We start from the raw sequence: 24,313 nt of genomic DNA on the forward strand, positions 1-24,313 counted from the left end.
ATTGTTAATTTTGAGTTACCGATAACATATATTGAAATAGGAGATGTTGATGATGTTAAAAGGGATACCTTCGGTTCTTTCCCCTGAGCTTCTTAAGGTGTTGATGGAGATGGGGCATGGCGATGAAATCATCTTAGCAGATGGCAATTTCCCAGCTGCCAGTCATGCGAACCGACTGCTGCGCTGTGATGGTCATGGCATACCTGAGTTGTTGAAAGCGGTTTTATCCCTGTTTCCACTAGATAGTTACAGCGACCGACCTGTTGCGCTTATGGCTGTCGTTCCTGGGGATCCTGTTGCAACACCAATTTGGGGGGAGTATGAGGGATTAATTAGTGAATACGAAACACCAGCTATTGAGTACGTAGAACGGTTCGCTTTCTATGAGCGGGCGAAGAAGGCATATGCGATCGTAGCAACGAGTGAAAAGGCGCTTTATGCTAATATTATTTTGAAAAAAGGCGTAATTTAATTCGAATTAATTTATCGATAACTCTAGTTAATACTCCAAAAGAATCGAGGAAACCTTATGACAACTGAATCCCTTTACTCGAATCGGCCAATTGGCAAAACAGGCCTGCTTGTATCTCCGCTTTGTGTTGGTGGAGCTCCATTCGGTGATATGCCGGAAATCTTTACTTTCAGTGCACCAGAAGCAACCGCGCTGGAAACAATTCGCGCTGCCTTCGCAAGTCCGATTAACTTCCTTGATACTGCTGCTGCCTATGGGGATGGCGAGAGTGAGCGCCGCATTGGTAAGGTCATTAAAGAGAACGGCGGACTCCCATCGGGTTATGTGCTCGCCACCAAAGCAGACCGGTGTTTACAGACTGGTGACTTCAGTGGGGAGCAAATAAAACGATCCATCGAAGGAAGTCTAACTAGGTTAGGGCTAGATCGTCTACAATATGTTTATATCCATGATCCGGAACATTCCACCTTTGAAAATATTATGGGAGCAGGCGGGCCCCTTGAGGTGTTGAAAAATTTCAAGGATCAGGGGGTCATCGATCACATTGGCATATCTGGCGGGCCTATCGACATGCTTATTCGATATGTAGAGACTGGGGAGTTTAGCGCCGTTGAGACCCACAACCGCTATACATTGCTTAATCGATCAGCAGAGCCATTGCTTGACATCGCTAATCAATTGGGAGTTGCCGTCATTAATGCAGCTCCTTATGGCAGCGGTATTTTGGCAAAAGGTCCGGATGCTTACGCACGATATGCGTATAGTGATGCTCCGCCATTATTGCTTGAACGTGCACATTCCTTAATGAAAGCATGCCAGGCATGGAATGTGCCCCTAGCTGCTGCTGCACTCCAATTCTCCATGCGTGACCCCCGCGTCGCGAGTACGGTTGTTGGCATGAGCAAGCCGGAACGCGTAGCACAGACGTTGGAGCTTGCTAACTATCCAATTCCTTCAGAGCTTTGGTCTGCACTTGACGAGATTGAATTTTTTACAGAGGATCCCGAATCAGAGAGATTCGAAAAACATGCTTAATGTTCTCTTTTCCGACGATTCGTATTTCATGAGTAATGTTCAAAAAGGGGATAGATATCAATGGACGAAATTTACCAATTTGATGAAGTTGCTAGACTCCCATTACCTGGGGATAACTGCGCCGTTGCGACTCGGAATTTAGACGCTGGGACCGCCATTCATTATGAAGGGCAAACCTTGATCATAGATTATACGGTTATGGAAGGTCATCGGTTTGCGGTGAAGACAATTGATCCAGGTGTAGAGCTGCTTTCTTGGGAAATGCCGTTTGGCGTGGCTCTGCAGGCGATTCAGCCCGGTCACTATGTGATCAATGAGGCGGTATTGGACGCACTTAGCGTGCGTCATTTGAAATTCGCTCTGCCGAAGGCGCCTAATTTTGCGGATCAAGTTCATCCTTATGTGCTAGATGAGGAAAAGTTCCAGCCTGCCCCGGCATCGCCGGTTTATTCGGAAACTCGTACTTTTATGGGGTATCGCCGTCATGAATCACGCGGCGTAGGTACCCGCAACCACATCGTCCTGCTTGGGACCACCTCCCGAACAGGTAGCTATGTGAAGCAGCTTGCTGCTCGTTTGCAAGGCGAACTGAAGAACTACCCTCATGTGGAAGGGATTGTTCCAGTAGCTCACACGGAGGGAAGCACGGAAAATCCGAATAACTTGGACTTGCTGTTGCGGACGCTCTCCGGATTTATGGTAAACCCTAACGTGGGTGCGGTATTGGCTGTCGATTATGGCAATGAACCGGTAACCAACCAGATGGTTGAAGCCTATTTGCGCGAACATGGCTACCCGATCGATGAAGTGCTGCACAAGTTTGTGTCGCTCCAGAGCAGCTTTGAAGAAAATCTGATACAATGCGAAGCGATTGTACGAGAGTGGCTACCCACGGTCAATGCGATGCAACGGACGCCTGAATCTATCAGCCACCTTAAGATCGGGCTGCAGTGCGGCGGTTCGGACGCTTTTTCCGGCATTTCCGCGAATCCGCTTCTAGGCTGGATCTCAGAAGAATTAGTACGCTACGGCGGTGCAGCCAGTCTGGCTGAAACCGATGAATTGATTGGCGCAGAAGCGTTTGTCCTCTCGAAGGTGCGCAACGTGGAAACTGCTCGTAAGTTTTTGGAGCTTGTGCAACGATTCAGGGAACGCACGTCTTGGCATGGTACTAGTGCGGAAGGCAATCCATCCGGTGGCAACATCTATCGTGGCCTTTATAACATTTATCTCAAATCCATTGGCGCTGCCCAGAAGAAAGATCCGATCACTCGCCTCGATTACGCCACTGAGTATGGGGAACTCATGAAAGATGGCGGATTTTATTTCATGGACAGTCCAGGCAATGACCTCGAGAGCATCGCCGGACAGGTAGCTGCAGGATGCAATATGATTTTCTTTACCACCGGCAACGGCTCGATCACGAATTTCCCTTACTTGCCGACGGTCAAGGTTGTTACGACTTCACGCCGTTTTCAATTATTGTCCAATGATATGGATGTCAACGCAGGGCAGTATTTGGAAGGCAAATCTATGGATGAGCTCGGCAAAGAGGTTTTCGATCTTACCATCCAAATTGCCTCCGGTCAGCGAAGTGTAGGGGAGAAAGCGGGGCATGCCCAGGTGCAGATTTGGCGCAACTGGCAGCAAAATGATGCGAGCCAGCTGGAGACATTGCTTCATCCCCCTGTGCCGGCGGGAGAGCCTATTGAAATCCAAGAGGACACTGAAGCGGCGGTTAGCTCTATCCAATTCAATCTGACTCGTCATCGAGACCGCGTGGCCAGCGATAACATCGGCTTGATCATACCGACAAGTCTTTGCGCCGGACAGGTGGCCAATATGATTACGAATCAGTTGAATAACCAGGATGCAGGGCAACCCGAGGTCTCGCGATTTGTGGCATTGGCTCACACGGAAGGTTGCGGGAATTCGGGAGGGCAAGCCGAACAAATGCTTGGTCGAACGATGATCGGCTATATTACGCATCCGATGGTGAAACATTGTCTACTGCTGGAGCATGGCTGTGAGAAAACCCACAATGACTATATGCGACATCTGATGGAAGAGATGGGTGTTGAAACGAGCCATCTTGGTTTTGCCAGCATTCAGCTTGACGGCGGAATTACGAAGGTGACGCAGAAGGTGGAAACCTGGTTTGCTGATCAGTTAGCAGCAGCTGGAACAACTGAGAAAGAGACAGTCGGTCTGGAAGGGCTGCGTATTGGCATCTTAAGCGATGGTTACATCTCCGAGGATGTAGGGGAGCAGCTAGTGAAGCTGTCCAAAATGATTGTGAGCGCAGGCGGTTTAGTGGTTGTTCCCGAGAACAGCGGTCTACTTTCCACAGCTTCTTATAGCCAAAATATATTAACTTCAAATAAGGTCCTGCCATCAATTGCCTATGGTGAGCATGTCCGCCGCAATGGCTTCCACATCATGGAGACCCCAACTGAGCATTGGGTGGAGACGGTTACAGGCCTAGCTGCCACGGGTGTAGAGGTAATTATCGCATTGGTCGGCAATCGTCCGATGCAGACGCATCCGTTCGTTCCTATGCTGCAAATAGCATCGGAAACGGAAATGTTGCAAAACTATGAGAATGATCTGGATTTGATGCTCATTGGAGATCCGAGTGCTTGGACGAACAGGATTCTCGAGCGCGTCAAACAAGTCATTGAGCATACGTATACACCTCGTCTCTACCAGCAGGGAAATGTTGATTTCCAATTAACGCGTGGCTTCTTGGGTGTTTCGTTGTGATTTTTATTTCTATTGAAAGAAGAGTGGGCAGGGTTAATTCCCTGATCACTCTTCTTTTTTTACGCTTATTAATTTCATCCATGTTAAAGAATACGAATCAAATGATAGATCTTCTGAATCCGACCAAAGGTGGATGATAACACAATATTATGAAACAAAAGACTATTCTTTTGTGTTAAAATATGGAAGATATATACTTACTATTTATCTCTGAGTATTAGGGGGATTTTTTTTGAGAAAACAAAAAGCATTATGCGTAATTCTTTTCGGAATGCTCGTGTTTTCGGGTTGCGAAAGCAACCAAAAAATAGTAGAAGTACAGCCAACACCTCAAATCGCTCAAACACCATTACCAAGTCAATTAGAAAAACAGCCTTCGTTAGTTAGCACAGCAACTCCCACTGAATCCTCAAAAGCTTCTACGCAGCCTGTAAAATCACAAGTAGATACCCAGGCTTCACCTACACCCATTGACATGACTAACCAACGAACATTAAGCCAATATTCGCTGGACAAAATCGAAGGGGTCTTAAAAGACGATAAAAATGTTTTCGATGTTATTGAGTCCCCTAATAAGAAAGCAGTCGCTTACATGGTGAGCAAAACAGGTACAGACTATGATCCCATGACATTGTACATTTGGAATGTAGGGGGGAGTAGACCAAGAGCTGCAACAGGAGAAGCATTACCTACAGTTGGTGATGTGTTTTGGTCACCGAATAGTGACTATGTTTTTGTCGATGTCGGTACTTACGTAACTCGCAGTGGAAGTTTGTATTCGGCTAAAACGCTGGAAGTTGTGCAAACTTTCGGTTATCTCGAACATGTCTATTTTTCCCCGAACGGTAAATATATCGTTTATTCGGATGGAATGTATGATTCTCCTATCCAAACCATTAAAAGTGAATACGTTGACCCTCCGGAGCCATTTGATTTAGTCCTTTATAATATGGAGACTCATCAAAATACAGTCCTGTTTAAAGGAACAAAAACGCAAGATTATATCGCAATCGGTTGGTTAAACGATAATACGATTAGTTATCGATTAACTACGTACAGTGCGGAGAATAAAAATCTACGCGATCAAGTAGTAAAATACACGTATGATTTAAGCAATCAACTGACTAAAGTTGACCCTACTCAGAAATCCCCTACAACAGATGATCAATACAGTCATATTCGATTATCAATTTATAATGAAAAAGATGTATTTGGTGATGTTTGGTCACCTGATGGACAAAGCGTAGCATATGCAAAGGGCAATAAAAAAGAAGGTCACGGCTCCGTCTGGATGTGGAAGGTAGGCGAGGATAAGCCTGCTCAGGTATTCGAAGAGCGAATGTTTAATCAGATTGTCTGGTCAAATAATAGTCGGTATTTTATGTTTAACGATGGGATGTCCTCTGAAGAAGATATTTATTTTGTTGATACCCAGACAGGGAAAATGGAGTCCGTCCATTGTTTCTGTATACAACGCAAATCTAATGTATCGCTGCCCTATTTTTCGGCAGATTCACACTACTTACTTTTTAGCGGGGTAGAGAAGATTCAGTCCATGTACAAAATGACGGAAACTGGAAATTCTCATAATGTCTCATTGCTCAATCTCGATACGAAAGAGATAAAGGTACTGTTCCATCCAGACGATAAATTGGATTACGTCCCTTTGGGTTGGTCTGGTGAGCGAAAATTGGTTTATCAAAAGATTAATTTTCAAACTAATGAAGAAGAGATTGCAGAGTATGAGCTAAATGAGTAGCGATGAGGAATTCCATTTAGGAGGAAATTATGAGCATTGAAATGTATATCGATAGCGGAAGCAAGGAAGAGAGTGAATATATCAGAAGAAGATTGATTGAATTTAATTCAAGGCATGTCCCCAAAAATATGAGTTCACGTTATGAAGAAATTAATCTAGCAATAAAGAATGGTGAGGGGCAAGTTGTTGGAGGATTGCTTGCTATTCTTTGTTGGAATTGGGTTGAAGTTGATATTCTTTGGATTGATGAATCACTAAGAGGTATGGGTTACGGAAGTCAATTGTTAGGGCAAATTGAGAATATTGCCAAGGAGAAAAACTGTACATTTATAAAGCTAAACACTTTCAGTTTTCAAGCACCAGATTTTTATCGCAAGAATGGTTACATTGAAGTAGCGGTTTTAGAAGACGCACCAATAGGGAGTAGCCATTTCTATTTCAAAAAAACTATTTTTTAAATAAGTAGCTCTGTTAGCCCATAGTAAATTAGGTGAAAATCCTCAAGCTTAACTATCCGCGTTAAGGGTGAAATACCTGCAATGTCATGGTATCAAGCGTACCTTCCTGCTTGGGATCTTAAGGATCAAAACGGTCTACCGGTTATACCTGGCAAATATGAGGTGAGTATTATCGTTCCAAATACGCTGGAATATGATATGGAGGGGACAGCTGTTTCTGAGACACTTACCAATTTTGCTAAGTTCCAAAAATGGGATGTCGAATTAACCCAAGATCAGATTAATAAGATAACAAATTAGCATATAGTTCACACAAAAATTTTACAGTTTGAGGAGCGCTGCTGATATGTCGATGGGGATGGATGGACCTCCGTTTATTTTTAAAGCGATGTTTGTCTTGGTTCCGTTACTAATAATTGGAGATTTAAATATTCATATTGCTTGATAAAAAGCTCGGGAATGGGTTGCCATTTCTGGGCTTTTGTTTATGGTATCGCAGAAGTTCCTCTATTTGTTCATTCAAGTAAATTTGGTGTTGTAGATGAGGACATCTTGTATAATAATTAGCGTATGATGTGAAATACGATTTGAAAATGTACATGGTTGGATGAGTTGAAACGCTAGATGTTGGAATAATGCTGACCTGAACAAATAAAGGGGATTACAATGAACCAAGAGGATGTTAAGCAACGTATTAAAGATTACCAGCAGGCAGATGGTGTACACCCGCTTACTTGCGGTCTCGACAGTAAACACGAGAAATTATACCCAAAGATTCTTGAGCAAGGATTAGTTCTTCTTTGCCCTAATTGCAATTACACGCAGACGTACATCCCCGATCTCTTTTTCGATGATGGCTTTTATGAGTGGTTGCGGGGTATGAAGAGATTGATTTAAGATTAAATCGTTGAGAAAAGGTGGTTAAAATATGGAAATTATTCGTCACGTTTCTACAACACAGAAAGCTATCGCTTTTACATTCGATGATGGCCCTAACCCCGTATATACGCCGCAATTGTTAGATATTTTCGATGAGGTTTCCGGTCGTGCTACTTTTTTTATGATGGGGAAACAAATTGAACTCTACCCCGAGACCGTTCTAGATGTCCATGTCAGGAAACACGAAATAGGGAATCATACTTACTCCCATCCATTTATGACCCGAATTAGCTTGGAAGAATGCGAGCGAGAACTTCTCGATACGGACAGAATAATTACCCAGGTAACAGGAACCCGGCCAGTTGTCATGCGTCCTCCTTACATGGATTACAACCTGGAAGTTCACTCCATTACGGCCAAATTTGCGTATCCTGTCATAGGTGCTCTCAACGGAGATGCAAGGGATTGGGAGATGCCTGGCGTGGAACATATTCTTGAGGTAAACCGAAAGCAGATTGGATGCGGGAGCATTCTTCTCTTTCATGACGGTTTCGGGGATCGGTCCCAAACCATCGAAGCTGTTCGGATTTTGACCAAGGAATTAGCAGAAGAAGGTTATCAGCTTGTAACGGTTAGTGAGCTCTTGCAAATGGCAGAGTCATAGTCCATAAATAGTGTTCATGATACTACACATATTGGTAGAAAGTAACATACTTATGGAGATGGAAAGGTCAGGTAGAATCTGATGAAAATAAGCGGCAATACGGTTCTTATTACGGGTGGGTCATCCGGCATTGGCTTCGAATTTGCAAGTCAGTTGTTGAAGCTGGGGAATACCGTTATTATCACGGGGCGGGATCAAGCGAGGCTGGATGCGGCTAAGAAAAAACTGCCAACGATACATACGTTTCAGAGCGATGCAGGAGATCCTGGGGCCATTGCAACCCTGTATACTGCGGTGGTGAAGCAATTTCCCAAGCTCAATGTCCTGATTAACAACGCTGGCTTTATGCGAAGAATAAATCTCCATGCTGCAGGTAACGACCTGGCGGATTTGAACAGCGAGATCGAAACGAACCTCAGTGGTCCGATCTGGATGGTGCAGCAATTTTTATCGCATTTGAAAATGCAAGAATCGGCTGCGATCCTCAATGTCTCATCAGGTCTTGCGTTCGTGCCTCTTCCAATCTCGCCAATTTATTGCGCAGCGAAGGCAGGCCTTCATTCCTATACGCTTTCGCTCCGAGCACAGTTGAAAAAAACCAATATCAAAGTATTTGAGTTGGCTCCACCGTTGACAGAAACTCCGCTGGTGGATACATTTGACTCTGCAGATATGGCAGGTTCAAAGGCGATGCCAGTCACTGATATGGTGAGTTTTGCGATTAAAAGAATGAAGAGTGACCAATACGAAATCCGCCCGGGTCAAAGCAACGCTTTAAAAATGATGAACCGGATAGCACCGAGTTTTATTTTTGGCCAGCTCAGTAAAACTGTGGACAATATGTTGAACCAGAGCAAATAGCACTAAAGTTATCAGACACCACCACGAGTTGGTTGGTGTTTTTTGTTGTTATGGCGGTTCTACATTTTGTTAACGCAACAAATGTAATTCCAATTACGTCTTTTATTGGAAGAGAATCACAGTTGAAATGTGACTGTCTTTTATTAGGATCATTGAGAGGGGGATTGCACATGAAGTACTTACTTATCATTGTGTTCTTCATCGCAGTTTTAACTGGTTGCACTATAACTCATAAGAAAACAATCTCTGACTATCCGAGTGCTATCGCTTGGAATGACAAACTTTATGGTTCTTCCGCAGAGGAAGTTCCCCCTAGTAACATTGGCAAAGAAATTGGGGAAATAAAACGAAAAAAGACTCCGAGGCCGTCGCAAAATGGGGATTCCAACGATAAGCCAGTGGGGAGTTTACTGTTTGAAATTACAGGGAAAGACTCAAAAGACGTAATCGCATATAAAGTGAATGATACGTATTTTAAAGCATACCTAATTGGACCTCTCTGATGAAATTAGGGATGATAGTACGCATCAACCGCCAAACTCCGATTCCATGAACCAAATCATGAATTGTAATAACATAGCGTCTCGAAAGCGAAACGGGTCGTAGCCAGAACGCTTTTTGAATTGTTCCAACCGATAAATGAGCGTGTTGCGGTGGATCGATAACGTTTTAATTGCTTCTGCCATATTGAGGTCGCATGCGAATAAGGCTTTCAACGTTTCGTGTGTCCGAGCATTCCAATACGGGAGCAGCTTGCCGATAAGGCGGTCGCGATGTTCAAGCGGAATCTGATGGACGAGTGCTTTGCCCTCCACGGAGGGAAAGAATATGACGGGACCGCTGCCGGCTTCTCTCAGCTCTAGCGCGAGTTTAGCTTCCAGATAAGCGAGACGGATACCAGTTAACTCACGAACCGGTGAACTGATGCCGATACAAAGCGACACAGCATGCGGTTCGAGTAGCTCCGCTAAACGGTGGAGTTTTTGGTTCGTTTTGTCCTCGGATGCAAGCGAAAATAAGAGGAGTAGTTTCTGCGGACGGTACTTACTGACTAATACACCGTTCATATCTGGGAGATTTTGAATCCGATTAATAAGGCTCCCTGATTCATGGCCCTTCTCCTGATAAGTAATGACAGCGACTTGAAACGGGGATTGTAAGCGTATAGGTAGTGCGGCTAAGCGCTGCTCAATGAGGGCAAAATCAGGTGTTGGCTGGACCAACTCTTCAACGATCAAATCCGCGGTCATTTGCTTCCATTCGGCCTGAAGCTTGAGCTGTGATTGACGGATCATGAGCTCTGTGGTCATTTGTACCAAATTGCCAAACGGAACTACTTCAACGGGGTCTCCCGTAATACCAATGGCGCCAACAACTTGATTGTGAAAACGGACGGGTAGATTAATGCCGTTTTGCGCTCCGCTCCAATCCTGTCGGTTTCCCTCTGTAACGATGAAGATGCTGTTCGTACGGATGGCCTCTGCGGCACCAGCGTGAAATTGCCCTATACGAGAAGGATTGCCACTTGCAATGATAATGCCGGAAGCATTCATCATATTGATATTTCGATTCAGACGCTGCATCGTTTCGTTCACGATTTCCCCAGCCAAATCAGATGTAAGCAAGGCTATCCCCTCCAAGGTGCATAATTGTATATTTTACACAAATATTAGCTTGAATTTCAATTGAATTATAGATATTTAAAACGAAGTTAATCTTTCCAAATGCGGTTATAATGGAAAAAGAAATTACTTTTTTAAATGAGGGAGACTCCATAATGAGATTTGTAGTTGCACCGGACTCCTTTAAAGGGAGCCTGTCGGCAGCCAAGGCTGGAGAAGTTATGACGCGTGCGATACTGTTGGAAATGCCTGATGCGAGTGTGAAGGTCGTTCCAATGGCTGATGGCGGGGAAGGTACGGTAGAGACGCTTGTTTCCGCCTGTAACGGGAAGTTTGTTCCCTTGGAAGTAACCGGACCGCTTGGGGAACTTACCGAAACATACTACGGTCTTATCGATAGCGAGTCTGATGGGAAGTCAAAGGCGATTATAGAGGCGGCGAATATTTTCGGTCTGACGATGGTGCCAATGGAGCACAGAAATCCGTTACATACGACAACAATAGGCATGGGCCAAGTTATTCGGCATGTGCTGGATCAGGGTATTCGGAGTCTGGTGATCGGACTCGGAGGGAGCTCAACGAATGACGGCGGCTTGGGGATGTTGGCAGCCCTCGGCGTCCAGTTTAAAGACCAGCAGGGTCAGCTACTCCCTGGATTCGGTCGAGATTTGGAACAGGTAGCATTCGCGGATTTTAGTGGTCTAGATACACGTCTGACTGAATGTGAAATCATCGTGGCAAGTGACGTGATTAATCCGCTTTGCGGTATAAATGGTGCTACATACGTATATGGTCCGCAGAAAGGCGCAACGTCGGAAATGGTAGTTGCCCTAGATGAAGCTATGAGTCGTTATGCAGAGGTGGTGGAGACCGTGCTTGTAAACGAGTTTCGCCATTCCCCTGGAGCAGGTGCTGCTGGAGGTCTTGGATTCGCGTTGCTTGCGATCGGCGCTCAGATCGTTCCGGGTGCCCAACTCGTCGGGGAAATGACCAAACTGAAGGATCACATTCGGGCGACAGATTGGGTGCTGACTGGGGAAGGAAAAAGCGATAATCAAACTCTGTTTGGAAAGCTCCCTTATTGCGTAGCACAGTGGGCGAAGGAAGCGGATAAGAAGGTGCTGCTGATCTCTGGCAGTATTGGAGAAGCTCATGAGGAACTCTATGATATGTTTACCGCATGTTTCTCAATCATTCAGGGTCCATCGACTTTGGAGCTATGCATAGCGGAAGCAGAACAGAATTTATTTGATTGCACAAGAAACATCATCAGGATGTTAAACGCAATGCACACGCTGAAAAGTAGTGAGGAGGTCTCGAGATGAAACCAATCGTTTTGATTACTCGCAAAGTGCCGGAAATCGCTCGCGCGCTCCTACAGGAAGCGTTTGAATTAATCGAATGGATGGAAGAGGAGGAACCGGCCCCTCGATCTTTTCTCGAGAAATGGATTGGTGAAGTGGACGGTTTGTACTGCTTACTTACAGATAAAATTGATGAAAGCTTGATCGCTCGATCTAACCGGCTAAAAGTAATCAGCACGATGGCCGTCGGTTTCAACCATATTGATGTAGCCGCTGCTAGTAAACGAGGTATCCTAGTGACCCATACACCCGAGGTGCTGACCGAGACTACGGCGGATCTGGCATTCGCACTTATACTAGCTACGGCGCGCCGTTTGGTGGAAGCATCCGTTTTTTTGAGAGAGGGACAGTGGAAAACATGGTCACCGATGCTGATGACTGGCCAGGAAGTCTATGGTGCCACGTTAGGCATTATCGGAATGGGGCGGATCGGTGAAGCGGTCGCACGGCGAGCTAGCGGATTTGATATGAAGATACTGTATCATAATCGGAACCAGAAGCCAGAAGCGGAAATGCGCCTCGGCATGGCGTACGCTGGACTGGAAGAACTTCTCCAAGCATCTGACTTCGTTGTCGTTTTGGCACCGTACACACAGGAAACGGCAGACATGATACGCAAAGAGCAGCTGCAACTGATGAAACCAAGTGCAATCCTGATCAACGTAGCGCGTGGAGGTATTGTAAACGAGACTGATTTGTATGATGCTCTGCAAAAGGGGACGATCTGGGCGGCGGGACTCGATGTATTTGACACTGAGCCAGTGCCATTGGATCATCCACTGCTTACACTAACAAACGTAGTGACACTTCCGCATATTGGCAGTGCTAGCATACAGACCCGTATGCAAATGGCATTGATTGCTGCGCAGAATCTAATGAAGGGGCTGGCCGGTGAGCGTCCGAACTTTGTGGTGAACCCAACGGCATGGTCAGATGTGAACACGGGACAAGGGAAGGAATGATCAGCAGAATGAAAGCGGATACAACAATGTATAAATTGGAAAGAATGGTACCTATTGAGGATCACTATGATTTAGTTGTAGCAGGGGGCGGTCCAGCGGGAGTTGGGGCGGCAATAAGCTCAGCAAGACTAGGCGCTAAAGTGTTGTTAATTGAAGCCACTGGATGTATGGGGGGAATGGGAACTTCAGGTCTAGTGACCGCTTTTGATCCAATGGCGAATGGTGAACAAATGCTGGTTGGCGGCATAATGAGAGAAATTGTCGAGACTATGTATACGCGTGGTTATATGAGCCCGGGAATCGACCCCAATTGTTGGCGAAAAAAGTACCACACTTGGTCACCTTTCCGAGTGGAAGGCTATAAACGTATACTTGATGAATTGGTTATTCAAGCGGGAGTGGAGGTACGGTTTTTTACTCGTCTGATCGATGTGGACGTCTCAGCTCAAGATCGAATGGTAAATGGCGTCGTCATCCATAATATTGAAGGTTACCGTTTTATTAAAGCGAAGGCATTTATAGATTGTACGGGGGACGCTATCTTGGCTGACCTAAGTGGTGCCGCTTGTCGTGAAGCGGGAAGGGATACGCCTAACATTATGCCGGCTACGCTGGCGTCGTTGTTCGTTGGTATTGATTGGGAGAAGAAACGGAAAATCAACGAGCAGCTAGGCATTGAAGTGCGTCAGGCGATTAAGGATGGCCATTTTACTCAACCGGATCCGTTTTTGGTCGGAATGTCAAAGGTTGGTCATAACGTTGGCTATTTGAACGGTGGTCATTTATTTAATTTAAATGCCTTACGTGTTGAGGATCTGACCCAAGGCATGATGTTTGGCAGAAAAATTGCCGAGGAGTACTTGGACTTTTATCGTACCTATATACCAGGATGCGAGAATCTGGAGCACGTAACGACCGCCTCGCTGATCGGAGTTCGTGAATCGAGGCGTATTGTCGGTGAGTATGAGCTGAACATCGAGGACTATATGGCTAAAAGGGAATTTCCAGACCAGATCGCTGTTTTTAACAAATTTGTAGATGTCCATCCATACGATTATTCGGAAGAATCCTATCAACGCCATTTAATTGAGAAAGAAAACAGCTTCAAGTTGAAGGAAGGAGAGTACTTCGGCATTCCATACGGGATTTTAGTGCCTAAAGGGTGGAAAAATCTGTGGGTTGCCGGACGTTGTGTGTCGAGCGATGTTTTGGTGCATGGTTCTATCCGTGTGCAGCCTGCGTGTTCCATGATGGGACAAGCCGCAGGCACAGCAGCAGTCCAAGCGATACATACAGGACAAACAGCTTGTACACTGGATACGGAAGAATTGGTGGATACGCTGCGAAAAGAAAATGCTTTCCTGCCTCAGACGACACTTAGTTCGGAGATGACACGTTCATAAATCGATGTAAGACAGAGTAGGAGGAATAATATGTATACTTATATCGCACTTAATGATCAAAACTTGTTAAACAGTTCATTCTTTACACATGCTGGAGTTGAATATGGCAACGAAAGTGCAAAGTTTAGGGGATCATTAATTACTTTATTTGCAGCACCAGTCTATCAAACAGATGATGCTTCCAATGCTTATACATATGTGATTCAAGTTAAAGATAATAGTCAAAATTCATGGATTTTCACGATTTACGAAGGGCCTAGCGGAACAGCAATTGGTTATAACGGTATAGGCGATAAGGAAACTGAGAAGGTAGCTGCAGCTTTGATAGACGAGATTAAAAAGACGAAGCCAAGTGATTATGAAGAGATCGTTTTTTATCATGATTTTGGTAATAAAATTACATATGGATGCAGCAATGGGGTTTGCTATTTTCATGAAGAATTAGGTAATATGGATTTGGATTTCGATCAGGAATAGAAAAATTGGAACAAAATCGCTCATCAAATAAACCGGATTCCTAAGCAAAAAGGAATCCGGTTTATTTCTGTGAAAAATGACAAAGCGAGCTATTGTCTATCCCCATCATGCTTTACAGAAACGGATGCGGATGCGGATTGAGTTGCCCGGCCGTCAGTGACGTATCCGTATAGTTAAGCTCAGTCGGCACCTGAAGTACTCTCTGAAGCCCCGTTAAGCGTTGTAAGTGATGTCCGAACGTCATCGGAAGCATACCAGGAATCAGAACTTTTACGCAATGCAACCCGTTTCGCAGCGTTTCCAGCGACGTCTGATCCACGACGATCACATCGAGGTTTAAGCGGCGAAACACCTCGATCAACTCTTTCAGATCATCGGTCAGATCCGCATGACTTGCCTTACGTTCGAACTCCTCGTCAAATGTTCTGAGGGGACGCTGTCCGTCTAGCAAAAATTGCAGCCGTTCTTCGGCTTGCGGTAAACCGTATAGTAGGGCATGATCCTCCATTTGCATGACGAGAAACGGATCGTCGAGCATTTGCTTCACATGTTCCACGTTTTCCTCATATTGCTCTTGTAGAAAGTTCAACCTGCCGGCTAACTCGTGAATAGCGCTTTTTGCGGCCCGTATCGGATCTAGATGCGCTCCCGCCGCACAGATAAGATTCATCTTTTCAGGGCTTAAGCTTTTCGCGAGCGCCCAAATGCCCGGAATCCCATTCTCCATGGTCATGTTAAACAAATGTACCTCGTAACCGGCGATTGCCCGCAGCCTTTCGAGCATGAGCAGCAGTTCCTGATCGTTAGCGGAATAGGGGTCCAGGCGCGGGAGAGGCAACTGCGCGTACCAAGTCATCAGGAACGAATCGCGCTCCGCAACTTCCAAAATTCCGTGGAAGATAGCTTCTTCCAAGCTTCCGCCTAACGCGCATCCGTTGGAGCCTTCCTGAACAAAACTGCTGCCGAATCCCGAACTGTAATAAGCGAGACTCTCCGGAACAAGGATTGGACGCTCTTGCATTAGCGAATAGCCCCATACCCAATCAATCGGGAGGTCGGGATCAAACGGTTCGAATGTGAAATCTGGCTGCGCGTATTGTTCTTTTGCATATAATCCAACCTTGGAGGGGTCGAGCGCATGATCCGCAACACGGTTGAAACTGTCATGAACGATGGTCCGTTTGCCGCGTGGGGTTATACCGCAGTGACGCTCCAATCCTTCTAATAACGCAGTTAATTCGCTTTCCGCATATGAGAAACTGTGGCCTCCCGTTACCTCGTCTCCCAACAGAAACGACGGCAGGTTGACACCTACCCCTGCAAACGTAGAAGTGAGATCAAGCATCTTAGCATTAAAAAGGCCGGTACGGGAATCCATATAGTCTATGACCAAATGTTGTTTCAGATCGTCTAACGGACGGCAGCGATAACTGTCTGCGCTTAACTTTGGTCTAGACTTGAGCGAAATGTTGGCCGCTTCCAATGAATCATCGGGCAAAGGGCCGCACACCTCACAGAGGGGGTCAGGCAGGATGGAATGGAGCGAGCTATTCAGTGTGTTTAGGTTAACGATATATATATGCTCCTGCGTATGAGCTCGGGTGCCTTGCAGTATGCGCTGCGTTTCGGCAATCAGTAGGTGAGCTGTATGCCAAAGTCCAGAGGGCGAAGTTCTTACATTTTGTATGTGTCCAGGGGATGCTGTGAAACGACGGTTATCCGCGCACTGGGAGCATCCTGGCGTACCCGGACGAACCAAAGGCCCGACTATGCCCTCACCCATCGATATAAAGCCGCGCAACCACGGAATGCCAGCCAGTTGCAGAACCTCTTCAGCCTCGAAGTAGCCAGAGGGAGGCCAGTCATCGTCCAGGACCAAAACCAATTTCGCCGTCTTCGGTATGTCTGTAGTGAAATCTGTTTGTCGAACGAGCTGATAACGGTCCAATAACTCACTGCATACGAAGTCGGCCAAATTACCTTCCCCGACAACGGATATGATTTCATTCACGCAGGTCACCTCATCTTGTTGCAATATGCCATATCTACCTACTTATAAGATGGTTCCATTATATAGGAGTGATGACTAGTATATGCACGGATCCTGAAGTATAAGACATGAGGGACAAAGAGCGGCACATAAAATGACTTATGAAGAGTCGAGACAGATCGGGAATTACAGGGGAGGATAAAATGACAAATTTGAACCGTTCGATGCGACTGAATGCCTTTTTGGACAATGGCGGGAATTCGGGTGCTGACTTGTTTCAGTCCTATCGTCAGGCTAAAGTATTGACGGTCGGCTCTGGCCCGTTTTTAATCTCGGTCATTTCTGCGCTGCTTGTATCTGGTATGTCCAAGATTCACGTGCTAGTCTCTGGCTCAGGGACGACTGATCGGCAACGAATGCTAGAACTGGCGGCAGATGCTCGTAAAATAGACCCTGAGGTGACAATAGACGAAGTTACCCTGCAGAAGGAAGGCGTTCGTAGTTGGGGGGAGGTTGTGAGGCCGTTTGATTCCATTGTGTATGTGTCACAGGATGGGGATGTCGAGCAACTGCGGGGTCTTCACACGGTTTGTAGGGAGGAGGGAAAGCTGTTTCTTCCCGCAGTATGTCTGCAACAGGTGGGGCTGGCGGGGCCGCTAGTGCATCCAGACGCTGAGGGCTGTTGGGAGTCAGCGTTTCGCAGTATTCACGAAGTCGCGATTAGCAAAGACCCTCAACTGCACACCTTTTCTACCAGTGCGGGAGCGTTGTTAGCGAATGTGATCGTGTTCCAATTGTTTAAAAAGATGACGGGCGCGAACGAGTCGGATCAAAGTAATCCATTCTTCCTGCTTGATCTGAATACATTGGAAGGGAAATGGCATTCGTTCTTGCCCCATCCGCTTGTGACTGGGCATACCGCAGTTGAGTGGATCCACGATTTCGAGCTTCAACTCGAACGGAGATCAAGCAAAAGTGAGAACGGATTGTTTACTTACTTTAACCAATTGACATCGGCTGAATCGGGAATTTTTCATATTTGGGAGGAGGGGGATTTAAAGCAGTTACCGCTCGCTCAGTGCCGGGTTCAGGCAGTCAATCCGCTATCGGAAGGGCCGGCTAGGCTTCTGCCAGACATTGTTTGTACAGATTTAACACATGAGGGAGCAAGGCGGGAAGCGGGGTTGGTAGGGATTGAAGCGTATGTATCGCGAATGGCCAGCCTGCTCCTTTCAACGCTTCCATCCTACGAGGAATCAGAGGACAGCAAGATAGACCCGCATGCATATATCGGTGTTGGAGCGGGAGAAACAGTTGCCGAAGGCATTGGTCGAGGGTTACAACGAAATTTGGCGGAGTTACTAGGTAAGCGACTTGAATGTCAGTTGCCTTCTGTTATTCAAGTACAGTTGTCTACAATTGAAGACAATCACTGCCAGTTTTATTTGCAGGCTCTGACGACGATGAAGGGTGCACCAATGATTGGTTTAGGGGAGGAAATATCCGGATTCCCTGTGATTTGGGTCGGCACAAGTGGTCGCTGGTACGGCGGTGTCGGCTTGAATGTGACCCTGGCCTTGCGGAATGCTTTGCAGCAGGCTTTATTCGAGGTACAAAACGTATCGGCGCATCTTACATCGAAAGTGTTCGAAGTTTCGTCCGTGCATATAGCTGAACAGTTACCGCTGTGCGTTGAAATCCCTTCATGTGAAGTGACGTTAGAATCGAATGTTCTTCAGTCCGCTTTGCAGGTCTTGAAACAGAACGCTAAGCGACTAGTGGTCGTGGATCTAGCCGTAGTACCGTTTTTGAAAGAAGAAATAGCAGGCGTGTTTGGCGTGTTGTTACGAGATGTGGAGTCCCAGTGAATATCCTTCATGTATCAGAAAAAAGCCACCCTAAGATGAAGGGTGACTTTTTTCTTGTATTACTTTGTGTTGGATTAAGAAATTACCAAACAAAAGCCGATGTGATGATAACTAAAAGAATAAAAAGAACTAAAATTGCTGCTGCACTGTTACCATAACCTGCACAACTACCGCCGTATCCAACTGCTCCCATGTTCACTCATTCCCCTCAGGTGATTTGTTATTACGGTATAAAATATGTTGGTTATACAGGGATTGATTGGACGTTTGCCCCACATTTATTGTTGGACTAGCCCGCACTCGGAAAAAAATAATTAACTCAACTCATAGTTCAACGAAAAAAACGGTCCGCATTGTATTTCACGGCCGTTTTTCTCATTGTTTCTTATGGGTTAGATTAAGAAATTACCATACGAAAGCGGATGTGATGATAACCAAAAGAATAAAAAGAACCAAAATTGCTGCTGCGCTGTTACCGTAACCTGCACAACTTCCACCGTAACCTACTGCTCCCATGTGCACTCATTCCCCTCTGGTGATTTGTCACTACGGTATAAAATATGTCTGTTGAGTAGTGATTGATTGGACGTATGCCCTATTTTTGGAATTGGAATAACAAGCATTTGTTTAAAAAAGAGTTCTTTTGCTTTAAACAAAGGGCAATATATAAATATTCCCATTTAACAATTACTCTTCTATACTAGAACTAAATGTCTGTTAATAAAGAATGCGATGCATGGATACGGAATGCACACGGAATTTCTTCAGAAATTTTGATTTTTCTTGAAAGAGGTGCGAATAAGCATTTGGAAAAACGGTATAAGAACAAAAATAAGCCTGAAGGGCAACTGAACAATGTAGAGGTTTTGCAAAACAGAAGTTCAAATTCCTCTCAAATACTTCAACTACAAAGAACGATTGGTAACCGAGCCGTGCAACAGTTAATTCAAAAACGCAATGCGCTAGAAACAACAGAAAATGTTATTCAGCCAAAAAGATTGAAGTCGGACATTAAAAATATAGGAAGTGGTCACGCCGGACAATGGCACGATGGGGATCCAAATTTCCATGTGACGATTTATTCAGATGACAATGATTATAATCCTAGAGGTCATGAATTTGTTAGTGATAAATTTGCATCCGAATTTCACGTAACCAAGTACAGCGGAACTACTGTATTAGGCAGAAGATTCTATGATATTGATAGCGGAGCTAAAATCGGTGCTGACCAAGGAACCGTGGATGATTCTTTTAATGAATTAGCCGGAAAGTTCATGCTTCATATTAGTAATGCGAAGATTTACTCGGATAAGGAAGCGCAAACGTATGAGGATGTAATCACCTCGAAAGAGGACGAAGAGAAGCTAGGAATTGATCAAAAAGTAAAAGGAATTATTACCAAGTACATTTCAGAAAATGACTTTGATGTAAACAAACCAAGTGCAATGATACATATCGGTAGGATTCGAAATATCATACGTGATCAAGTCAAAGGCCATGAAATAACCTCATCTAAGTTGGAGGAACTGGTTAAAACATATAAAGCTGAGCAGGTTAAAGAAGATGATGGGGAAGAAAGAAAAACCAAATAACTCGATGGTGCATGTGTAATCAAATGCCTAGTACTGCTAATTTTTATAGCTGTGATAACACATACCCCAGTAAACTACCAAGCACTAACCCACCTGTAACTTCAAGTCGCGTATGTCCCATACTTTCGCGTAATTTCTCGCCTTCCGGACGGATGGTATTAATACGTTCAGCATGGCGGCCAACATGACGACGCAGTCCCATTGCATCGATGATGACGATAAAAGTGATCGCCGTTCCAAGGCCAAATAGTGCGCTTCCGAAGCCTTCGTCGAAACCGATCAGCATGGTGGTCGTTGTCAGAATTGTTGTGTGATTGCTAGGGAAACCACCATTGCCAATTCGTGCTTTGGCGTCTCCGTAACGAATGTGGTTAACTGCAAATTTGAATACTCCTGCTATTAACCAAGCAAGAAAAGGGGCTACAGCATACATTGTTCTCACTCTCCTGTTCGTATGCAATATTGAGCTGGAGTAAAGGCAAATTGTACGGTGGAGCTGCAAAGCGCCTCTTTGTCCGCTAGCTTGTATGTAATTCCTCTTTCCGCCAAATGCACGAGCGGAGAAATAAATCCTTGAGGGTCTATGCTCAATTGTTTGCCATAAAGCTCCGAAAACTGAGTTTTCACTAATTCGCTGTGCTCAACTTGCAGTAGAATGATGGAATCAGCGGTTTTAAACACACCTATTCCACAGACGATCAATACCAATATGGCAAGCATTTGAACAAGACGTCGGTGTGTTAACCAGCCTACTGTCACTAGAAGAAGTGGCACAAGCCACAATTGTGGCACATATCGAGCCCACCAGGGCTCGGGATTGATGAACACGGTCGATAAGAGCGCTAAAATCAGTAAAGTTGAAAGAAGGCCAATTCTCCAACGCCAAATGAGGAGCATGACCCAGAGACATACAGACAGGATGAATATCCAAGGTGATAAGGGTCCGAATCCATTCACACGGGTATCGACATTCACATTGCGATAGTCCTTCCAAGCTATCGGCCATAACTCAGCTGGAGTTGAGTGCATAGGCGTTACGGCATCTTCCGTTTTGGATGTATAGGAGATCAGAAACGTTTCTAGACGGTTTTTTCCAATGAAGTTATCCGGAGAGTTTAGGGTCATAATATCAATGGCATCTTTCCCAGCGAGTGGATAAAAAGGATGTCCATGTTTATATGTATTAACTACATAGGGATTCCAACCGAATAGAAGAATGCCGATAAATGCGCTTCCAAGAAAAACGAGTATGGCACGAGTAATGTGAGGGGATTTCCACATTTTTGCTTCGCCCGTTTTTAACTGAATAAGCATCATAGCTATGACAAGCCAACCGCAAATTAATCCGGCATAGGCAATGGCTGTGAATTTAATATTGACCAGAAGGACGATGGCCACGGCAGATTGGACAAGTACTCTACGTTCATGAGTTAATACGTAGTAAACACCCGTGCTAATTAACGTTAGCAAAAGACTTGCGATGAGACCGTCATTGTAGTTCGTAAACAATTGTACAATGGTTATCGGATTGCAAGCTGCACAAGCGGCTATAAGGATTACTAGAATGGTACGCAGGATATGCGTGATCCATGGTTTTCTACTTAATGTTTTCGTTCCGAAAGTGCTACAGATTTGTAATAATGCACCTAAGGTTGAGCAGAAGGCAGCGACCATAAGAATCAGATTAATAGCTTTGCCCGATTCCAAATGACCAGTTAACGTATAGATGGCCGCTGATAACAGCCAAGCTCCTTTCGGATAATCCTCGACCCATAGGGAATCTGAAAAATTAGTTTGATAGAGTGGGTTCCAGCCATTATGTATGCTAAATGCTGCTAGTTGATGATAACCTTGCCCATCGAAAGATGTATCGTAAATAGATCCAGCACAATAGATAGATACTAGAATCACCGCTCCGACAAGGAAAAGGTTTAACCAAAGAGAGCGCCAACGATCAAACTTAGCGAATTTAATAAATAAAAGCAGCAAAATTGATAATAGGGCAAAGAAGGAGATTATGGTGATGGACTGAAAAGGTAGATGGACAAGAAGAATGGTATAAGCGGCCATATACAAGATTCCAAGACTACCTATCAATCCTAACGAAACGTTGACTGCCCATTCCTCTAACCCTGTCATCAGGATACTTAAAGATCGAACAGGTTCTTTGTATAATGCAGCGTTAGGATTTGGCAAGAACAATCACTCCCACCACGATGATCATTAAGCCGCTTATTTTTGCCAATGAAACGGTTTCTTTGAAAATGAGCACAGCAAGAATAAAAACAAGGATATAGCCAATCGCTACCATCGGATATGCTTGTGAAAGCGGGAGACGGGTCAACCCGAAAATCCAAAAGATAGCGGATAAACCATAGCAAACCAGCCCCTCAATAATGAAAGGTTGTGTAAACATCATTAGCAGTTTTGTGAAAAGTGTCGTTGAAGCTGTTGTGTTCAATTTCGTAGCACCAAGCTTCATCAGAACTTGCCCGATCGCGCCGAGAACAATCGATGAAGAGACGAATATATAAGCTTGCATCAGTCATGCTCCTCTCTAGATGATCACCCAAACATCTGCAAAACGACGATAACTGTAATGCCGAAAAGCACAACGCAAGCCAAAATACCTTTATCTTCAAAAATAAGTGCATCAGGCTTACCGCCTTTGCCAAGTACGTGTATTAAATACAAATAGCGGAAAATGCCGTAAATAACCAGCGGTATTGTCCACATCAAATAGATTGAATGACCTGATAAAAACGTAAACATGGAATAACACATAATGGCCATCGTTGTTACGATCATTGACATTTGATTCAGCAACGGCTCTGAATAAGAATCGAGCACTTTGCGATGCGAGCCTTTGTTATTCTGCAGAAGTAGGAGTTCGTGCCGGCGCTTGCCAATCGCAAGAAACAAAGATAATAGAAACACGCAAAGTAGGAACCACGGCGTGAATTTCGTGCCGACTACAACGCCTCCACAGATGGCGCGAATCACAAATCCCGAAGCAAGAATCATTAAATCAAGGATTACGATATGCTTAAGCCGAATGGAATAGGCGACATTCATGCCAAAGTAAATGAGAAGCAATAACATAAACAAGGGCTGCATCCTAAAAGCAATAATCATGGAACTTAGGAAGAGAATAGCTCCAACAGTGAGCGCAACAACCGGATGTAACTGTCCTGAAGCCATAGGGCGTGTACGTTTTTCTGGATGCTGCCGATCAGCTTCTCGATCCATAAAATCATTCAAAATATACACGCATCCCGAGACTAGACAAAAAAGGAGGAATGCACTGAAAGTAAGCTGTAGATTCATAAGATTTATTTTATCAATGGAAAAAATCAAAGCGGCAAAGACAAGTGAGTTCTTGCTCCATTGTTTGGGGCGAAGCTGCAAAAACACTAGTTTCATATTTTCTAAGGTCGATGTTGAAGTTCGAACAGGCAGTGTTTCTTGAGTGGGAAGCATGTTAATCAACTCCTTAGTAGGATTGGGATTATTTAACATTACTTCATAATTGTAATGCCAATATTAATTTTAGGATGAATAATAATATGGTTTTGTAAACGAAACTATAAATGATGGCAATAAACCACGAAATCAAATACGCAACACGAATGGAGGCATTTAATAATGGAAATTAAGAGAATTGGATCTCAACCTTCAGGCATAGGTTCGTCTGACTATTTTACCGGCACAGTTAGAATCGATCCATTGTTTGAAGCAGCCGAACCTGCACGCGTAGCTGGAGCCAGCGTTACGTTCGAGCCAGGTGCACGGACAGCATGGCATACACATCCACTGGGTCAAACGCTGATCGTAACGGCGGGCAAAGGACGGGTTCGACGCTGGGGAGGTCAGATCGAGGAGATTAGTCCTGGAGATGTGGTTTGGTTTCCGCCTGGCGAGAAGCACTGGCATGGGGCCTCGCCCACAACTGCTATGACACATATAGCCATTCAAGAACGTCTTGACGGCAAGGCAGTCGAATGGATGGAACAAGTCAGCGAGGATCAATACCAATCTTAAGCAACGCGGGTATGGCAAAAGTGTAGAATGAAAAACTGCACCTCAATTGTTAGTCTTAACTAACAACGAAGGTGCAGTTTTTTATGTGGAATTTATGGGATTT

Annotated in this window: 25 protein-coding genes; 17 read left to right on the forward strand and 8 right to left on the reverse strand. The window is 44.9% G+C overall.

All coding sequences use genetic code 11. The features are described 5' to 3' along the window. Positions 1 to 52 precede the first annotated feature (52 nt). The 10 genes from fucU to A8709_RS24175 all read left to right on the forward strand — a co-directional run bounded on the left by fucU (position 53) and on the right by A8709_RS24175 (position 9,394). A complete protein-coding gene (gene fucU / locus A8709_RS24130; protein ID WP_065855945.1) occupies positions 53 to 472 on the forward strand; it encodes an L-fucose mutarotase in 420 nt (139 codons plus the stop codon). Between the two features lie 57 nt (positions 473 to 529). After that, a complete protein-coding gene (locus tag A8709_RS24135) occupies positions 530 to 1,507 on the forward strand; it encodes an aldo/keto reductase (RefSeq protein WP_065855947.1) in 978 nt (325 codons plus the stop codon). A 60-nt stretch (positions 1,508 to 1,567) separates the two neighbouring features. After that, positions 1,568 to 4,270, forward strand: coding sequence for a UxaA family hydrolase (locus tag A8709_RS24140; RefSeq protein WP_065855949.1), 2,703 nt, complete (start codon positions 1,568 to 1,570; stop codon positions 4,268 to 4,270). 232 nt (positions 4,271 to 4,502) lie between these two features. Then, a complete protein-coding gene (locus A8709_RS24145) occupies positions 4,503 to 6,029 on the forward strand; it encodes a TolB family protein (RefSeq protein ID WP_065855951.1) in 1,527 nt (508 codons plus the stop codon). 29 nt (positions 6,030 to 6,058) lie between these two features. Then, a complete protein-coding gene (locus A8709_RS24150; protein ID WP_065855953.1) occupies positions 6,059 to 6,487 on the forward strand; it encodes a GNAT family N-acetyltransferase in 429 nt (142 codons plus the stop codon). Positions 6,488 to 6,568: 81 nt separating this feature from the next. Then, positions 6,569 to 6,787 carry a hypothetical protein gene (locus A8709_RS24155; protein WP_065855955.1) on the forward strand — a complete coding sequence of 73 codons (219 nt, stop codon included), beginning with the start codon at positions 6,569 to 6,571 and terminating at the stop codon, positions 6,785 to 6,787. Between the two features lie 366 nt (positions 6,788 to 7,153). Continuing rightward, positions 7,154 to 7,384 carry a hypothetical protein gene (locus tag A8709_RS24160; protein ID WP_065855957.1) on the forward strand — a complete coding sequence of 77 codons (231 nt, stop codon included), beginning with the start codon at positions 7,154 to 7,156 and terminating at the stop codon, positions 7,382 to 7,384. A 31-nt stretch (positions 7,385 to 7,415) separates the two neighbouring features. Next, positions 7,416 to 8,030, forward strand: coding sequence for a polysaccharide deacetylase family protein (locus A8709_RS24165; RefSeq protein WP_065855958.1), 615 nt, complete (start codon positions 7,416 to 7,418; stop codon positions 8,028 to 8,030). A gap of 81 nt (positions 8,031 to 8,111) precedes the next feature. Beyond that, positions 8,112 to 8,891, forward strand: coding sequence for an SDR family oxidoreductase (locus A8709_RS24170; protein ID WP_065855960.1), 780 nt, complete (start codon positions 8,112 to 8,114; stop codon positions 8,889 to 8,891). Positions 8,892 to 9,061: 170 nt separating this feature from the next. After that, positions 9,062 to 9,394 (forward strand): hypothetical protein, encoded by a 333-nt coding sequence (locus A8709_RS24175; protein ID WP_065855962.1) that lies wholly within the window; start codon positions 9,062 to 9,064, stop codon positions 9,392 to 9,394. A gap of 24 nt (positions 9,395 to 9,418) precedes the next feature. On the opposite strand, the gene A8709_RS24180 is transcribed toward A8709_RS24175, so the two are convergent. Continuing rightward, positions 9,419 to 10,516, reverse strand: a complete 1,098-nt coding sequence (locus A8709_RS24180; protein WP_084225383.1) for a CdaR family transcriptional regulator — start codon at positions 10,514 to 10,516, stop codon at positions 9,419 to 9,421. Between the two features lie 152 nt (positions 10,517 to 10,668). Here A8709_RS24180 and A8709_RS24185 point away from each other — a divergent pair, with 152 nt between their 5' ends. Genes A8709_RS24185 through A8709_RS24200 form a run of 4 tightly spaced genes read left to right on the forward strand, consistent with a single transcriptional unit; the run spans position 10,669 to position 14,719 of the window. Continuing rightward, complete coding sequence (locus tag A8709_RS24185; RefSeq protein WP_065855966.1) at positions 10,669 to 11,838, forward strand: glycerate kinase; 1,170 nt, start codon at positions 10,669 to 10,671, stop codon at positions 11,836 to 11,838. After that, positions 11,835 to 12,839 (forward strand): 2-hydroxyacid dehydrogenase, encoded by a 1,005-nt coding sequence (locus A8709_RS24190; RefSeq protein ID WP_065855968.1) that lies wholly within the window; start codon positions 11,835 to 11,837, stop codon positions 12,837 to 12,839. Before A8709_RS24185 ends, A8709_RS24190 begins: the two co-directional genes overlap by 4 nt. 26 nt (positions 12,840 to 12,865) lie before the next feature. After that, entirely contained in the window at positions 12,866 to 14,242 is a 1,377-nt protein-coding gene (locus tag A8709_RS24195) for an FAD-dependent oxidoreductase (protein ID WP_141692635.1), read from the forward strand. A 30-nt stretch (positions 14,243 to 14,272) separates the two neighbouring features. Beyond that, positions 14,273 to 14,719, forward strand: coding sequence for a hypothetical protein (locus tag A8709_RS24200; protein ID WP_065855972.1), 447 nt, complete (start codon positions 14,273 to 14,275; stop codon positions 14,717 to 14,719). Positions 14,720 to 14,831: 112 nt separating this feature from the next. Here A8709_RS24200 and A8709_RS24205 read toward each other — a convergent pair whose 3' ends face one another. After that, positions 14,832 to 16,730: a TOMM precursor leader peptide-binding protein gene (locus A8709_RS24205; protein ID WP_065855974.1), complete on the reverse strand. Its 1,899-nt coding sequence runs from the start codon at positions 16,728 to 16,730 to the stop codon at positions 14,832 to 14,834. 182 nt (positions 16,731 to 16,912) lie between these two features. Here A8709_RS24205 and A8709_RS24210 point away from each other — a divergent pair, with 182 nt between their 5' ends. After that, positions 16,913 to 18,577 (forward strand): bacteriocin maturation protein, encoded by a 1,665-nt coding sequence (locus tag A8709_RS24210; protein WP_065855976.1) that lies wholly within the window; start codon positions 16,913 to 16,915, stop codon positions 18,575 to 18,577. A gap of 82 nt (positions 18,578 to 18,659) precedes the next feature. On the opposite strand, the gene A8709_RS33810 is transcribed toward A8709_RS24210, so the two are convergent. Then, entirely contained in the window at positions 18,660 to 18,770 is a 111-nt protein-coding gene (locus A8709_RS33810) for a YjcZ family sporulation protein (RefSeq protein ID WP_079412561.1), read from the reverse strand. A 212-nt stretch (positions 18,771 to 18,982) separates the two neighbouring features. Then, entirely contained in the window at positions 18,983 to 19,093 is a 111-nt protein-coding gene (locus tag A8709_RS33815; RefSeq protein WP_079412561.1) for a YjcZ family sporulation protein, read from the reverse strand. 194 nt (positions 19,094 to 19,287) lie between these two features. Here A8709_RS33815 and A8709_RS24215 point away from each other — a divergent pair, with 194 nt between their 5' ends. After that, entirely contained in the window at positions 19,288 to 20,169 is an 882-nt protein-coding gene (locus A8709_RS24215) for a hypothetical protein (RefSeq protein WP_141692636.1), read from the forward strand. 43 nt (positions 20,170 to 20,212) lie between these two features. Here A8709_RS24215 and A8709_RS24220 read toward each other — a convergent pair whose 3' ends face one another. The 4 genes from A8709_RS24220 to A8709_RS24235 are packed head-to-tail and all read right to left on the reverse strand — an operon-like array spanning position 20,213 to position 23,649. Next, the gene (locus A8709_RS24220; RefSeq protein ID WP_065855980.1) at positions 20,213 to 20,602 is read right to left on the reverse strand and encodes a divergent PAP2 family protein; all 390 of its coding nucleotides are present in this window, start codon (positions 20,600 to 20,602) and stop codon (positions 20,213 to 20,215) included. Positions 20,603 to 20,607: 5 nt separating this feature from the next. Further along, entirely contained in the window at positions 20,608 to 22,365 is a 1,758-nt protein-coding gene (locus A8709_RS24225; protein ID WP_065855981.1) for a hypothetical protein, read from the reverse strand. After that, positions 22,352 to 22,711 (reverse strand): SMR family transporter, encoded by a 360-nt coding sequence (locus tag A8709_RS24230; protein ID WP_065855982.1) that lies wholly within the window; start codon positions 22,709 to 22,711, stop codon positions 22,352 to 22,354. The genes A8709_RS24225 and A8709_RS24230 overlap by 14 nt, the downstream gene beginning before the upstream one ends. Positions 22,712 to 22,734: 23 nt before the next feature. Beyond that, positions 22,735 to 23,649 (reverse strand): decaprenyl-phosphate phosphoribosyltransferase, encoded by a 915-nt coding sequence (locus A8709_RS24235; RefSeq protein WP_065855984.1) that lies wholly within the window; start codon positions 23,647 to 23,649, stop codon positions 22,735 to 22,737. 165 nt (positions 23,650 to 23,814) lie between these two features. Between A8709_RS24235 and A8709_RS24240 the strand changes: the two genes are divergently transcribed. Then, complete coding sequence (locus A8709_RS24240; RefSeq protein ID WP_065855986.1) at positions 23,815 to 24,210, forward strand: (R)-mandelonitrile lyase; 396 nt, start codon at positions 23,815 to 23,817, stop codon at positions 24,208 to 24,210. Positions 24,211 to 24,313 lie beyond the last annotated feature (103 nt).

Origin of the sequence: Paenibacillus pectinilyticus (assembly GCF_001700435.1) — a bacterium.
Taxonomy (GTDB): Bacteria; Bacillota; Bacilli; order Paenibacillales; family NBRC-103111; genus Paenibacillus_E; species Paenibacillus_E pectinilyticus.

Excerpts from the sequence above, each read along its gene's own strand:
- fucU (WP_065855945.1), top strand. The coding sequence starts at position 53 with ATGTTAAAAGGGATACCTTCGGTTCTTTCCCCTGAGCTTCTTAAGGTG.
- A8709_RS24135 (WP_065855947.1), top strand. The coding sequence starts at position 530 with ATGACAACTGAATCCCTTTACTCGAATCGGCCAATTGGCAAAACAGGC.
- A8709_RS24140 (WP_065855949.1), top strand. The coding sequence starts at position 1,568 with ATGGACGAAATTTACCAATTTGATGAAGTTGCTAGACTCCCATTACCT.
- A8709_RS24150 (WP_065855953.1), top strand. The coding sequence starts at position 6,059 with ATGAGCATTGAAATGTATATCGATAGCGGAAGCAAGGAAGAGAGTGAA.
- A8709_RS24155 (WP_065855955.1), top strand. The coding sequence starts at position 6,569 with ATGTCATGGTATCAAGCGTACCTTCCTGCTTGGGATCTTAAGGATCAA.
- A8709_RS24160 (WP_065855957.1), top strand. The coding sequence starts at position 7,154 with ATGAACCAAGAGGATGTTAAGCAACGTATTAAAGATTACCAGCAGGCA.
- A8709_RS24165 (WP_065855958.1), top strand. The coding sequence starts at position 7,416 with ATGGAAATTATTCGTCACGTTTCTACAACACAGAAAGCTATCGCTTTT.
- A8709_RS24170 (WP_065855960.1), top strand. The coding sequence starts at position 8,112 with ATGAAAATAAGCGGCAATACGGTTCTTATTACGGGTGGGTCATCCGGC.
- A8709_RS24175 (WP_065855962.1), top strand. The coding sequence starts at position 9,062 with ATGAAGTACTTACTTATCATTGTGTTCTTCATCGCAGTTTTAACTGGT.
- A8709_RS24185 (WP_065855966.1), top strand. The coding sequence starts at position 10,669 with ATGAGATTTGTAGTTGCACCGGACTCCTTTAAAGGGAGCCTGTCGGCA.
- A8709_RS24190 (WP_065855968.1), top strand. The coding sequence starts at position 11,835 with ATGAAACCAATCGTTTTGATTACTCGCAAAGTGCCGGAAATCGCTCGC.
- A8709_RS24195 (WP_141692635.1), top strand. The coding sequence starts at position 12,866 with ATGTATAAATTGGAAAGAATGGTACCTATTGAGGATCACTATGATTTA.
- A8709_RS24200 (WP_065855972.1), top strand. The coding sequence starts at position 14,273 with ATGTATACTTATATCGCACTTAATGATCAAAACTTGTTAAACAGTTCA.
- A8709_RS24210 (WP_065855976.1), top strand. The coding sequence starts at position 16,913 with ATGACAAATTTGAACCGTTCGATGCGACTGAATGCCTTTTTGGACAAT.
- A8709_RS33810 (WP_079412561.1), bottom strand. The coding sequence starts at position 18,770 with ATGGGAGCAGTTGGATACGGCGGTAGTTGTGCAGGTTATGGTAACAGT.
- A8709_RS33815 (WP_079412561.1), bottom strand. The coding sequence starts at position 19,093 with ATGGGAGCAGTAGGTTACGGTGGAAGTTGTGCAGGTTACGGTAACAGC.
- A8709_RS24215 (WP_141692636.1), top strand. The coding sequence starts at position 19,288 with ATGTCTGTTAATAAAGAATGCGATGCATGGATACGGAATGCACACGGA.
- A8709_RS24220 (WP_065855980.1), bottom strand. The coding sequence starts at position 20,602 with ATGTATGCTGTAGCCCCTTTTCTTGCTTGGTTAATAGCAGGAGTATTC.
- A8709_RS24230 (WP_065855982.1), bottom strand. The coding sequence starts at position 22,711 with ATGCAAGCTTATATATTCGTCTCTTCATCGATTGTTCTCGGCGCGATC.
- A8709_RS24235 (WP_065855984.1), bottom strand. The coding sequence starts at position 23,649 with ATGCTTCCCACTCAAGAAACACTGCCTGTTCGAACTTCAACATCGACC.
- A8709_RS24240 (WP_065855986.1), top strand. The coding sequence starts at position 23,815 with ATGGAAATTAAGAGAATTGGATCTCAACCTTCAGGCATAGGTTCGTCT.